Raw genomic sequence first — 12,721 nt, forward strand, 5'->3', positions numbered from 1 at the left:
GTAAGAAAATTCAAATAATCTTCCAAAATAAGAACTGACTTTCATTATTTGACGCCTATTGTTCTTCTCTTTCTCGTATCAACTCTTCCAACCGCTCAATCTCAGCTAAAAGCTCATTTATTTCACTTTCTAACATTCCCATCGTCTCAAAATTTTCCGCTTCCTCGCTTTGCAATTGCGCTAAAAGCGCTTCATTTTCACTCACGGAATTGTATAGCGCTTCCAATTCGGCAGCATTTTTCTCGATTTGCTCATTCGCCAAATTGTATTCAGAAAGTAGCTTTTCAAAGGATTGAACTTCTATAAGGAGTCGGCTCTTTTCTCCTTTTAAACTATTGACCTCCAACTGTAGCTGATTGCGCTCTTGCGCTGGTGTTAATGTCATTGCATATAGCCCTGGTACAATGGAAGCTAGTCGATATTGATTTATTCTAATCGCTCGATCCAGTGAACCAACAGGCTGATTTACATCACTTCCATTTAATTGCGCTAGTAATTCTTCAATTCTCTTTTCATATGTGTCAATATCCTGTTGTAATTGTTTAATTGCATCGAATTGCTCACGAATTGTATTTCTTAGATTTATTAGCTGTTCATTATAATTCGTATTTTTTTCCTCTGCTTCGGCTTTTACCAAAGCTAATTGTTCCTTAGATTCAGTCAATTGAATTTTCACTTCCGCTAGCATGGACTTAAGATTTTCAACACTTTCAAATTGTGAGAAGAAGTCGGTCTTGCGCTTTGTTAGTTGCGCAATTTCTTGACTCAAGCTCGCCTTTTCTGTTTTCAAGCGCTCGATTTCAAGGGCGAGCAGTCTTTCTGCTTCTAATTGTTCGTTAAATGAATCTTGAGGTAGTTGGTTTACTGCCTCTTGCTTCTTTTGCTCTTGTAGCTTTGCTAACAGCTCTTGCTGCTTTTTCTTTTGATTTTCCTGCTCTTGTAGAATGCGATTATTTTCTATTTCTAGCTTTCGTTGTTGTTGTAATGCAGCCAATCTAGCCGCTTCCTGCTTTTGACGAAGGGCTTCTAAGTTATTTGGATTATTAAGTTGATTATTTCCTAATAAATTTGTTATAGGATTCAGCTGAGTATTAAGCGGATTTGAACTCAAATTCGCATTGATCAACGATTCAATAAGTTTATTCATATTGTTCATAAGCTGGTCACTATTCACATTAGGCGTTTCATTTCCATTGTTTAAAAGGTTGTTCAAAAATAATTCATTTTCTTTTCTTATTTTTTCAAAATTATTAAGTATGCCTTGTAATACTTGTGGACTTGTATTAGACAACATCGATTCTAAATCTACATTTCCTGGATTCGCATTTAGTATTTCTCCAGCGTTAATAGTTATAGGTTGTGCAGGGTAAATAAGGCCAGATCCATTTGATGAAGAACCTGTTCCAGACAATGCTGATGCAACTACCCCTGAAAATACGCCTAAAATAGATTTTCCCGTCACCGGATCAACTGTAACAAAAAATTGAGTTCCTTTAACTTGGTAAGGTAAATTATTGACGGTTATATAAAAATAATCCCCGGTTTCATTGATTGGCGTAACATACGTTTGTACATTTCCTGAAACGACATGGACATCTGTGTAGTGTTTTTCGTCCTTATATAATTGATTAAAAAATAGCATCGAATGATCGAGCACTATTAGTTGATCATTCGTATCTGGGGCAATTAATGTAACCGATGAATAGGCATTTGTGATGACACGGTCGCCTTGTTCTATTTTCATTCCTTCTGTTAGAATGATGCGCTTCGGACTATTCGCTTTTTGAATAAATACTTCTCCTTGTGGCACAAGCGCAATATAATGGCGTTGTTCTTTTGCGAATCCTTTATCTACTGGTAAAAATAAAAGCAGGAGTAAAAAGCTACTTGCTATGATCAATCGCTTCGTGAATGTTTGCCTCATTTATTTTGCTCCTTTCATGAGTGTGTATTGGCCGATTTGGCTCGTTCCACTTTGAACAACCATTAATTTATCCCCATCAATGAGTAATGCTGTTGGTTGATGTTCTGCTACAGAAATGGTTGATACTACTTCATTCGAAATAAGACGAATCGCATTATTTGCACGGTCTGCAACAAGTAATTCACCCGTTTGTACTAACGCTAGCCCGCTCGGATAATTAAATGTGGATGCAGGTGCTCGCCCGTCTTGCATACCCGGTTTCCCATACATGCCATTGTCCATAAATTTCCCCGCGAACGTCGATACTTCGTTTGTTGAAAAATTAACATAACGGATGACATGGTTTCCGCTATCACTTACATATAAATTCCCTGCTGGATCTAATACTATTGAAGTTGGTTCATTAAACTGCGCTTTGCTAATTGCACCATCTCGGTAGCTACCCGCAATTTCCGAATAATTTTCAGCAATGTCAACAACACGTAAATCACTATTCGTTAATGTTGTCACTTGGCCGTCTTTAATTTTTCGAATGACATGATTCAACGTATCGGCCACATAAAGCGTCCCATCATCTGCTAACGCAAGACCTTGTGGCATGTAGAAGGCTACTTCATTTACTTTCCCGTCTACTAGCCCGGCCGCGCCCGTTCCTGCATACGTTGTCACTTCACCTGCTGGCGTAATTTTTCGAATGACGTGATTTTCACTATCCGCAACGAAAAGCGTACGGTCCTTTGCTACGACAATGTTTGTTGGGTTTTGGAAAAGCGCTTCATTTAATGCCCCATCTTTTAAATAACTTGCCGGACGTTGGGTCGCATCAAAGAAAAATCCATTTCCAGCATAGGTTGTCACTGTATTCCCTTGTAAAGCTCGAATCATATTATTTTCTGAATCGGCAACCAAATACGTATGATCCACTTTCACAATGCCTTGAGGGAAACGGAAAAGTGCTTGTGTCGATTCGCCATTTTTAAATCCATACCCATTCCCTGCAAGCACTTTGTAATTTGCTAAAGAAATTGTTGGTTTCTCACTGTGTGTTAACCCCTCACTATTTTTGATACGGTATATAAATAAGGCAATTTGCTCTTTTGTTACTGTCGCATGTGGCGAAAACATTGCCGTAGACGTACCGTTCGTTATCCGTAATGCAGTTAGCTTTTCAACATCGTCGTAAAACCAAGCATTTGGCGGAACATCCTTAAATGTAGGTGTTTTTAGTTCTGCATTTAGATGAAAAAACTGTACAATCACTTTGGCCATTTCTGCACGCGATAAATGCCCATCTGGACGAAATGTTTGATCGCCATAGCCAGTAAAAATACCGAGATTTGATAATTGAATAATCTCATTGTAGTAAGGATGCGCATGATCAACATCCATATAGTTAATCGTAGATTGTGGTGCCTCCTCTGCTAATTGCGCTAAAATATACGCAACTTCCGCACGGCTAATAGGCTCACTCTTCTCCCACACTTCACTATTTTCTAGTAAGCCGCGCAATTCATTCATATAAAGCCATGCACGTTCATTTTCTTCATTTGCTTGTACGTTTACTGCTGTAAACACAAATACGAATACTGTCAAAATAAGCGAGATTGTTTTCTTCATTTATACATGCCTCCTCAAAATTATGTAAAATTCCACAAAATTTTTGGACGCGTTCCCCTTAAACAAAGGGCGTCACGTAACACTTTGTGGCAGTGTTTGTTGATGATGTGAAAAAATGATAAGTATGTTTTTTTACTTCGTCTATGTGACTTAATGAAGCTTATCCGTTTTGACCACATCATTTTGTAAGCACTCAACTTTACAATAAACGATAAATTATATATGCAATACTGAGGAATGTTAATATTCGCTATAATTCATCATGAAAATCTATGCAAAAATAAAAAGGACTATCGCCTAGCATTCAGGCGTTTGGGCTAGTCCCTCTAATCTTTATTAACTGATAGAAAACCTGTTCAATTTTGATTCCGTACGAAGCAAGATTGTATTAAGCTCATTCTCTCGGCTCTCATGTCCCCTTCTAAAATAGAGACTGCGTAAAAAATTCTTGCTATTCACACGGGCAATCACCTGACTACGACTTTTTGGCAAATTGCAGCATTCCGCTAAGTCACTAATCCAATTCGCGATTTCCTGCTGTGGGAGTAACTCTTTGTCAATCATTATGTCCACGATGTTTACCATTCGCTCATCATCTTCATCGCTAAAAATGTGTTTACCATTATGGAGCATGCCTGAGATAGCGCCAAGAACCTGACGCAGCATTTGGAGACTGCACTCCTTGCACTGCACCAGCTCAACAAAAACATCCGCACCGTGAGACGCACTGTGAGCCCAGCCTCCTTCTGAAATGTACCCCCGCAAATCCTTCTCCTCTTTATAATAACGTAGCATTGCATGCATTAATTGCTCAAAATCCACTTGATTGAAGAATGGATTTTGTCTGTGACGTTGCACAATTAAAGCGATAGGCAATGCAGAAAACGTCCTTGTAAAAACGGACGGGTCATCCTCGCTGCCAATTTTATAGAACAAATGGCCCTCATTAGTGAGTACAGTTACAAGTCTGCGCAACTCCTCTTCACTAAACCTTTTCTCTTCCTTAATCCACATATAAAACATCGGGTAAATTAGGTTATCCCGTAATTCTGCTTCAGGATCGCCAATATATTGAAGTAACAAAGGTAAAAAATCTTGATGCTTTTCACCTTCGCGTAACTGATACGCATCCTTCTCAATTCTTTGCAAATCCAACATCAATTTAGTTCTTGTATCGCTCATTTCCCCATCCCTCTACTCATTCTTTCGTTTCAGTCGATTGTTATTTCTTTTCATTTGGAATAAATGTTGATCATTGCACAATCGCACATTTTAACCGTTACTTACTATATTTTTTTCAAAACTATTTTTCTGTACATGCCATTAAACATCACTGGTTTGTCTTCTTTTACAATTAATGTTTGAGTATTTTTTTTATATAATTCTTCAAAGTTCAATCCAATGTCGGTTCCTAGCACTTTAATCAGCGGTCTCATAAGTTTTTTTAAAAGCGGTAACTTATTCTCTTTTGATGTGAACTTGTCAAATAAAATGATTTCCCCATCTTGTTTTAGTACCCTTTCCATTTCCTGAAAACATTGATCCGCGTTAGGTACTACCGATAAGATTAAACTGCCTATAACGAAGTCAAACTCATTATTTTCAAAACTCATATTTTGAGCATCCATTTCTAAAAACTTCATAGTTGAATTTTTGAATTTTGCTTTTGCATTCTTAAGCATATCGGGTGAAAAGTCGATGGCTGTAATATTTAATTCAGTGTGATTAATTAATTCTAAATCAGCTCCTGTTCCTACGCCGACGAATAGTATTTTTTGCTTGCTATTAAAATGCGTTTCTTGAAATATTTGTGTACGGGCATTAAGAAAAGCACCTGAATTGAAAAATTTATCGTAAACTGGTGACCAAATTTTATAGATTACTTTATTCCATGCATTATTCAATTTTACTTTTCTCTCCTCAAATGATTTAAATATGTAAGTATTATTAAATAACTTTTCAACTTAATTCCAATTATTTCAAATCCGTGTGATTTGAGCAACCATTTAATTTATTATATTGATTCGTTTGTTGAACAGAGAAAATCGTGAAACAACCCGGATTTTTAGTCAAACTTGTTTTAGTTCAAAATGAGATTACCGAAAAAAATAAAAAAGCCGTATTCCAAATTACGAAATACAGCTTCTATTAAAACGATGATTTATTATGCTAGTTACTGCTCTTCCCCTTGCATTTCTTCCGCTACATGATTGATCCTTTCTAGCATTGGCGGATGGGTATAGCGGAACCATTTTACAAGAGTAGATGGGTTGACTTCGCTAAGTCCTGACTTTGTCAGCTGTTGAAATGATGAGACGGCTGCTTCTGGATCTTCTACTAATGCCATCGCATATTCATCGGCTCTTACTTCCTGATAACGGGAAACCGCATTCGATAAAGGGCTTGAGAAGAATAATAAAATAGATGAAATGAATAAAAACAATGGCAACGAGTGAATATTGCTCATTTCTTTAATGTTCAAAACTTTTCCATAACGACGAATCATCCACGGCATAATTTTTGCGATGAACCATAGGCCAATTAGCGTCATAAACAAATAGCCTGCGATGCCTATATATATATCCTTCATCACATAATGGCCCATCTCATGCGCCATAATGAAGAGGATTTCATCATCTGATAGTCGATTTAATGTCGTATCCCACAGTACAATTCTTGAATTGCTCCCAATTCCCGTCACGTAAGCGTTTAATGCATTTGTCTTCTCCGCCATATTCACTTCATACACGTGCTCGGACGGGATATCTGCTTGTGCTGCTAGTGAAAGAATTTTCGTCTCTAGCTCTTTATCTTGAAGTGGATAAAAATCATTGTAAATCGGTGCGATTACGACGGGTTGGATGAACATTAGGAAAATCGTAAACGGCACTGTTAACGACCAAGCATACAACCACCAGCGTTTCACACTTTTTTTCATGAGCCAGTAAACAACCGTTATTGTAATAACCGACATACCAAAATCCATCCAAAATGAAATGACATTCTCCCGCATCCAAGAGCAGAAAAGTTGCGTACTAATGCCATAGCTCTTGCTCAAAGTATACCGGTAATAAGCTAATGGGAATTGCACGACAAATAGTAAAAGTGAAAGGAAAAATAAATACACCGCATTTCTCCAAATGGCCCATTTTTGTTCCGTTGGGCTCCAGCGTTCAAACATTCGTGAAATACCCGTTATTAAAATGATAAAGTAAATCAACCATTCAAACGGCGTTGAAACAAAAAACAGGAAGTTCCTTAATTCCGAAAGCTCCTTACTTAACATTAATTCCTGCGTTGTCATGAAAGTAGTTGGATCTGCGACTGTGCCTTTCAGCGATGTCGGTATTCCGCTATTCTGACCATGGAAAAAATAAAAATACATCGCCACTACATATACTCCAAAGGCTAAAACAGCTATTAAGCCTACTTTTTTCGCCATTTCCTTTCCACCTCAATTCATTCGATTACCTTATCCTATTATTGAAATCCCGAAACCATTTCTCTTTAGTTTTTTTCTTCTCTATTTTTCAAGTTATAAATATGTGAGACACATCATAAATTGAAAAAAATTCACTCAATAATCTATTTGAGTTTACAAGGAGACTATAAAAATGTACGCTATTCATTATTTTGAAAATAACACACCTGCATTAAGTCAATGCTTAAGACGTATCCCGGAAATCGAAGAAGCGGTCAGTTTAAAAGGCCGTAAAGGAAAGGTAGTAAATGTCGTGCAAATTGCCGAAGACAAATACCATGTTCATATCGAATTAGAAAAAATCGTAAAAAAGGAACCATTGCTAAAGGATAATAAGAAGAAACGCTAATTAGTGAATGGAAACAAAAACAGCCGTTACGCTCATTTTCCGCGTACGGCTGTTTGTAGGTTAACTAAAAATGACACAATCCCTTTTTCAAAAGGGGATTATTTAAGTGCATCGTCTAGACTATTCAAATCGCTTTTGTATTAAGCTAAAATAAACGGCGGACACTAGTAATAGTAACCCTGCACCTATAAAAAGCCAGTGGACAGACATCATATTAGCAAAAGCTCCCGCCATTAATGTAGCTAAACCAAACATTAATGACGTGATTACACCTTGTGCACTATAAACCTTTGGAAGCTCTTGATCGGATGCTTTTACTTGTAACCAAGTACCGAGGACAATCCCTTTAACTTGGTCGAACACCCCATACAATAAACTTAAAAGTAGCGCCATCATAGCAATTTGATTTAGTCCAAATACTAACATGACAAGTGCGACTGCAAATGCTGTAAACAGGACAATCACTTTAATGTGTTGGATAAAAATATGCTCAAATTTCGTACAAACAAAGCCCCCGATCACCAATCCTATAAAAAAGACAGTGTTTATATATCCCCACCAAACTTCAGATACATGTAAAACATTTGCAACAAAAATATACATAATGGCTGCGACCCAAACAACATTGGCAATCGATTCAGCAACGAGCATGAAATGAATGGAACGAAATGAACGATTATCCCAAATTAGTCTAAATCCTTCACTTAGTTCTTGTTTTTTCGTGACGGTAATTTTTCTTTCAAATGGTGTGCGATCAATAATGAATGCCATACATAATGTAGAAATGATATAAAACACCAATGTTAGCCAAATGATAAAGTTCCCATTCGTAACTGCAACGAGTATCCCACCAAGCGCCCATCCCGCAAGCTGTGTAGTTTCATTTACTATAGATAAAATACTATTAGCCCGTAAAAGCTTTGACTTTTCTACGATACGAGGAATTAGTGCTGTACCAGCAGGTTGTGCTAAACCATCTAGTAATGCGACAAAAAAAACTAGGATAAAAACAAAAATAAAGGAATCCGTATAAATTAACCCTACGACTAAAATTAACAATAAAATGGTTTTTATCCCTTGTGAAATTACAAGTAATTGCTTTAAACGGTAACGGTTAAACATAAGCGGTGCAAAACTACTACTTATCATGCGGCCTACCATATTTAGAAATGGTAATAGTGCCATTAACAACGCAGATTCACTCGAATGATATATAATCGAAATTAAGCCAACAATATAAAATACATCACCTAGATTTGCAAACAACTGACTAATCCATAAATATTGAAAAGATTTTCTCATCTTCACTACCCTTTCTTTTTTAACGCTTTAAAAAGGTAGCTAAAATTACACTCGTATCTCCTCCACTCCAACTCATTTTTCACAGATTGACGTCTTTAATATTCATAATTTTATTTTTTAAACATTTTTGGTAGGAAGATGAAAATCGTAAGTTAATCTTATCATTGTGCATTCACTAATCGTCAAGCTAAAAATCAATTTCATACAGATACATCAATTAAAAAATAGAAGCATTGAAAAAAACTCTTTCCTCTAAAATCAAAAAAAGCACTAGAGACTACACTCCAGTGCTTAACATAAACTGTTATCCAAATAATCTTTCCTTCGCCATGGAAATCGCGCGTTTACTTACTTCTAAACGGTCACCGTCTGCATTAAGTTTTACGACACCGTTTTCTTCATCAAAGATAGATTTTAGCTGGGCCTTCGCCTTTACCCCAACCATCATTTGTGGACGACCACCTTCTACACCTTGAAGCTGTTCCTTTTCTAAAGAAACCCCGCTTTGATCGATTTTTGGAAATGGTATAGTTTGCTCAGGCTGTGTTTTGCGACGAGTTTGATTACTTAACCCAGTATTGCCTGCTCCAACGGAACGAATCATTGTCAATACCCCTCTACTTTTTAGATACTCTCATTTTTTTCATATATTCCCTTTTAACTATACGTATTTTCTTCTCTCAAACAAGATGAAAAAGGGCTATTTTCGTGAAAATTAATATTGTAAATCGTATTGTAGAAGGGCTTATTTTATCAATTGGCTCTGCTTAGCTTTGTAACAACGCCTGTTTTGCACCAACTTCAATCTCAAATCCTAAATCTCGAAGCATGGCATAATCCGCATTTTCCTCTTGACCAGCTGTTGTTAAATAGTCTCCAACAAAGATACTATTTGCCGCATATAATCCGAGTGGTTGTAGTGACCCTAAGTTTATTTCGCGTCCTCCCGCAATTCGGATTTCCTTCGACGGGTTAATATAGCGGAATAATGCGAGCACCTTTAAGCAATACCGTGGATTTAGTTCTTTTGTGCCTTCAAGCTTCGTCCCATCAATGGCATTTAAAAAGTTAACAGGTATCGAATCGGCGTCAAGCGTATGTAATGCATACGCAATATCCACAACATCCTGCTTTGTCTCACGCATCCCAATAATGGCTCCTGAACAAGGAGACATACCATGTTTTTTGGCAATTTCAACTGTATTCACACGATCCTGATAGGTGTGAGAAGTTGTAATATAATCGTGATGCTTTTCGGATGTATTTAAATTGTGGTTGTAGCGATCCACGCCAGCATCCTTTAATTTTTCTGCTTGCTCATCCTTTAATAAGCCTAAACAAGCGCATACTTTTAAGCCATATTTTTCTTTAATTTCTTGTACGGCTTCTGTTACAACATTTACATCTTTACGCGTTGGACCACGCCCACTGGCAACAATACAAAATGTACCGATTTGATTTTCAAACGCTTGCTTTGCACCCGCTAAAATTTCCTCTTTCGTGATGAAAGGATATTTTTCGATCGGTGCCGTTGATATAGATGATTGAGAGCAATAGCCGCAATTTTCAGGGCAATAGCCACTTTTCGCATTCATAATCATATTCAACTTCACTTTTTTTCCGTAGTAATGTTTTCGAATTGTAAATGCGCCTTGCATGAGTGACAATAATTCATCATCTGATGACTGTAAAATGGCAAGTGCTTCATCATTCGTTAATAATTTCCCTGCAATCACTTCTTCGGCTAATTGAATCCAGTTCATCGTATTCGTTCCCCCTACTTAATCGGTAAGATTTTCAATGTTTTTTGAAGACGGTATGCAAATACGCCTGCAAAAATAGCTAAAACAAAATCCTTAGGCATTGGTGGAATCATCCATAGCCATGCCATGCTGTAAGTAAATCCGTCTGGCGCTCCAGCCCATAGTTGATATGCTGCATACATCCAGTTTGTACCTAAAATATAGTTTAAAATCGTTGCTATTAATGCGGCTGCTATATAAGCAACACGTGTTTGATATTTTTCAACGATAACTCCAGCAATATAGGCAATTAAAATAAATGTCACGATAAAGCCAAACGTAGGTGCAACAATCATAGAGAATCCCCCGTTAAACTTTGCAAAAACGGGTGCCCCTGCTAGTCCGATAAGCATATAGACTGCACAAGCTAATGCCCCTCTTTTTTTACCTAGAACTAAGCCTGCAAGTACCGCAAAAAATGTTTGTAATGTAATGGGTACACCACCAACTGTTAAAAATGGTGCGAACGATGTAATATTTGCTCCAATCATCATCAGTGTTGCAAATAATCCACAGTAAACTAAATCAATTGTTTTTAATGCACTGTTTGATTGTGTGATAGATTGCATATTATTCTCCTTTTGTTAACCTAGTTTTTTATAAGGTTAACGTAAATATATAAAATCAAATACTTTACGTCAACTATTTTTTGAAAATAGGTTAACTAAAACCTTTACACGAAAAAAACACCGAGAGTTGGGTTCTCGGTGTTTTCATAACATTTTTTATGTATGTGAGGCATTCTTTTCTCACATTTTTTTATTTTTATCTAATGCATTTTTTGCATGGATCGCCTTCCCCTGTAACGCTTGACTTGCCAACTGATCCGCTTCGGCATTTTTATTTCGTTCTATATGCGTATAATGAGGCTTTAAATGTAGCTGCTGTAATTTTTGATCAATTTTATCAGCCCATTTTGTTAAAACACCGTCGCTAACACCCCATTCACCATTTAATTCATTAATTACTACTTGCGAATCCCCTAGTATTTCGATTTCTTGGTGATGAACGCCTAATTCTTCTAACTGTTCTAATGCCATATACAACGCTGCATATTCTGCTTCATTATTAGACAATAAAAAGTCAGCTTCTTTATTGACACGAAGACGATAATCCTGATTATTTTGCTTGAAATAGATGACTGCCCCAAGACCAGCAAAACGCTCTTCTCGATTGAAGTTGCCATCAAAATAAAGGGTTACATCATGAGGCTCAGTTTCAAGAGACTCTAGGTATTTTTTTAATTCTTTTAACGTCCATGTACTGTCATATTCATCTAGTAAAATTACGTTTTTTATCCGTCCGGTTTTTTTCATATCTTCAAGTAATGTATACACATGGGCTGCAGGTAAAAAATCACTTTTAAAGGTTACTTGCTGCTTTTTTTGTGTCTCATAGTGCCACTCAATCATTAATTTCATATGATCCACTCCCAAATTTGAATAGTAGTAGTATACCCTTTTTACCAAATATAAAAGCCGCTAATTTGGATTAACGGCTTTTCACTAATAAATTCACTGCTTGTTGAATTGAGTCATTCATTTTTTCTTCATCGCCTTCTGCTTCACGTACACAGCTCACTAAGTTCTCACTTACGATCACGCCAATTGTGCGATCAACACCAGAGCGAACGGCTGAAAGTTGTGTAATAACATCCTTACAATCTTGGCCTTCTTCCATCATACGAAGAATGCCGCGCATCTGACCTTCAATGCGTTTCAAGCGACTTTTTGTTTTTGCATCATATTGCATATGTTTCACTCCTTAACTATATTTCATTATACCCTACGCGGTAGTTTCTATATAGTAATTTAAACTAATTCAACGAAATTTTTTCTCCTTTTTCACGATAAAAAAGAGCAATACAAATCATTGAAATGACAATCCCTAAAGCCAACAAAGGCAAAATCGGATATAAAAATTCCTCACTTCCAATTCGAACCTTTAAAAATATTGATATAATAATTGGTTGTACAATTGAAAATAAAAGTCCCATTTTTAAAAAAGCTCTTACATGATAATGGCTTCGGATGATATACAGAACAATATACCATGGCACGAGTAAAATGACATACGAAACAAAGACAAAAATGAGTCCTCCATAAAACATACGATCACGGACATTCACATCTTCCAGACTCCCCTGCGCCAAAAGGCCAACGAGAAGCATCACTACAAATGGCATAATAATTGTGATGACCATTTGCCAAAGCTTCATCCTATCACTCCCTCTATTTCCATCATTA

Annotated in this window: 13 protein-coding genes; 1 reads left to right on the top strand and 12 read right to left on the bottom strand. The window is 36.8% G+C overall.

Annotated features, from left to right (window positions below; translation table 11 throughout):
* Positions 1-55: 55 nt before the first annotated feature.
* The 5 genes from MKZ17_RS12480 to MKZ17_RS12500 form a co-directional block, all read right to left on the bottom strand.
* On the bottom strand, positions 56-1,924 hold the full coding sequence (locus MKZ17_RS12480) for a FecR domain-containing protein (protein WP_340724061.1): 1,869 nt from the start codon (positions 1,922-1,924) through the stop codon (positions 56-58).
* Positions 1,925-3,541, bottom strand: coding sequence for an S-layer homology domain-containing protein (locus MKZ17_RS12485; protein WP_340724062.1), 1,617 nt, complete (start codon positions 3,539-3,541; stop codon positions 1,925-1,927).
* A 336-nt stretch (positions 3,542-3,877) separates the two neighbouring features.
* Positions 3,878-4,723, bottom strand: a complete 846-nt coding sequence (locus tag MKZ17_RS12490; protein ID WP_340724063.1) for a DUF2785 domain-containing protein — start codon at positions 4,721-4,723, stop codon at positions 3,878-3,880.
* 104 nt (positions 4,724-4,827) lie between these two features.
* Positions 4,828-5,445 (bottom strand): class I SAM-dependent methyltransferase, encoded by a 618-nt coding sequence (locus MKZ17_RS12495; RefSeq protein WP_340724064.1) that lies wholly within the window; start codon positions 5,443-5,445, stop codon positions 4,828-4,830.
* A gap of 269 nt (positions 5,446-5,714) precedes the next feature.
* A complete protein-coding gene (locus MKZ17_RS12500; protein WP_340724065.1) occupies positions 5,715-6,983 on the bottom strand; it encodes a M48 family metallopeptidase in 1,269 nt (422 codons plus the stop codon).
* Positions 6,984-7,155: 172 nt separating this feature from the next.
* Here MKZ17_RS12500 and MKZ17_RS12505 point away from each other — a divergent pair, with 172 nt between their 5' ends.
* A complete protein-coding gene (locus MKZ17_RS12505) occupies positions 7,156-7,371 on the top strand; it encodes a hypothetical protein (RefSeq protein ID WP_340724066.1) in 216 nt (71 codons plus the stop codon).
* Positions 7,372-7,491: 120 nt separating this feature from the next.
* Here MKZ17_RS12505 and MKZ17_RS12510 read toward each other — a convergent pair whose 3' ends face one another.
* From MKZ17_RS12510 to MKZ17_RS12540, 7 genes are all read right to left on the bottom strand, one after another.
* Positions 7,492-8,673: an MFS transporter gene (locus tag MKZ17_RS12510; RefSeq protein ID WP_340724067.1), complete on the bottom strand. Its 1,182-nt coding sequence runs from the start codon at positions 8,671-8,673 to the stop codon at positions 7,492-7,494.
* Positions 8,674-8,977: 304 nt separating this feature from the next.
* Positions 8,978-9,277, bottom strand: coding sequence for a DNA primase (locus tag MKZ17_RS12515; protein WP_340724068.1), 300 nt, complete (start codon positions 9,275-9,277; stop codon positions 8,978-8,980).
* Between the two features lie 163 nt (positions 9,278-9,440).
* Entirely contained in the window at positions 9,441-10,436 is a 996-nt protein-coding gene (gene bioB / locus MKZ17_RS12520; protein WP_340724069.1) for a biotin synthase BioB, read from the bottom strand.
* Between the two features lie 14 nt (positions 10,437-10,450).
* Complete coding sequence (locus MKZ17_RS12525; RefSeq protein WP_340724070.1) at positions 10,451-11,044, bottom strand: biotin transporter BioY; 594 nt, start codon at positions 11,042-11,044, stop codon at positions 10,451-10,453.
* Between the two features lie 180 nt (positions 11,045-11,224).
* A complete protein-coding gene (locus MKZ17_RS12530) occupies positions 11,225-11,896 on the bottom strand; it encodes a reverse transcriptase-like protein (RefSeq protein ID WP_340724071.1) in 672 nt (223 codons plus the stop codon).
* A gap of 70 nt (positions 11,897-11,966) precedes the next feature.
* Positions 11,967-12,227, bottom strand: coding sequence for a metal-sensitive transcriptional regulator (locus tag MKZ17_RS12535; protein ID WP_340724072.1), 261 nt, complete (start codon positions 12,225-12,227; stop codon positions 11,967-11,969).
* A 64-nt stretch (positions 12,228-12,291) separates the two neighbouring features.
* A complete protein-coding gene (locus MKZ17_RS12540) occupies positions 12,292-12,693 on the bottom strand; it encodes a hypothetical protein (protein WP_340724073.1) in 402 nt (133 codons plus the stop codon).
* Between the last annotated feature and the right edge of the window lie 28 nt (positions 12,694-12,721).

This window comes from Solibacillus sp. FSL R7-0682 (genome assembly GCF_038005985.1).
GTDB lineage: Bacteria > Bacillota > Bacilli > Bacillales_A > Planococcaceae > Solibacillus.

Coding starts and splice junctions, on each gene's coding strand:
- MKZ17_RS12480 (WP_340724061.1), bottom strand. CDS start 1,924: ATGAGGCAAACATTCACGAAGCGATTGATCATAGCAAGTAGCTTTTTA.
- MKZ17_RS12485 (WP_340724062.1), bottom strand. CDS start 3,541: ATGAAGAAAACAATCTCGCTTATTTTGACAGTATTCGTATTTGTGTTT.
- MKZ17_RS12490 (WP_340724063.1), bottom strand. CDS start 4,723: ATGAGCGATACAAGAACTAAATTGATGTTGGATTTGCAAAGAATTGAG.
- MKZ17_RS12500 (WP_340724065.1), bottom strand. CDS start 6,983: ATGGCGAAAAAAGTAGGCTTAATAGCTGTTTTAGCCTTTGGAGTATAT.
- MKZ17_RS12505 (WP_340724066.1), top strand. CDS start 7,156: ATGTACGCTATTCATTATTTTGAAAATAACACACCTGCATTAAGTCAA.
- MKZ17_RS12510 (WP_340724067.1), bottom strand. CDS start 8,673: ATGAGAAAATCTTTTCAATATTTATGGATTAGTCAGTTGTTTGCAAAT.
- MKZ17_RS12515 (WP_340724068.1), bottom strand. CDS start 9,277: ATGATTCGTTCCGTTGGAGCAGGCAATACTGGGTTAAGTAATCAAACT.
- bioB (WP_340724069.1), bottom strand. CDS start 10,436: ATGAACTGGATTCAATTAGCCGAAGAAGTGATTGCAGGGAAATTATTA.
- MKZ17_RS12525 (WP_340724070.1), bottom strand. CDS start 11,044: ATGCAATCTATCACACAATCAAACAGTGCATTAAAAACAATTGATTTA.
- MKZ17_RS12530 (WP_340724071.1), bottom strand. CDS start 11,896: ATGAAATTAATGATTGAGTGGCACTATGAGACACAAAAAAAGCAGCAA.
- MKZ17_RS12535 (WP_340724072.1), bottom strand. CDS start 12,227: ATGCAATATGATGCAAAAACAAAAAGTCGCTTGAAACGCATTGAAGGT.
- MKZ17_RS12540 (WP_340724073.1), bottom strand. CDS start 12,693: ATGAAGCTTTGGCAAATGGTCATCACAATTATTATGCCATTTGTAGTG.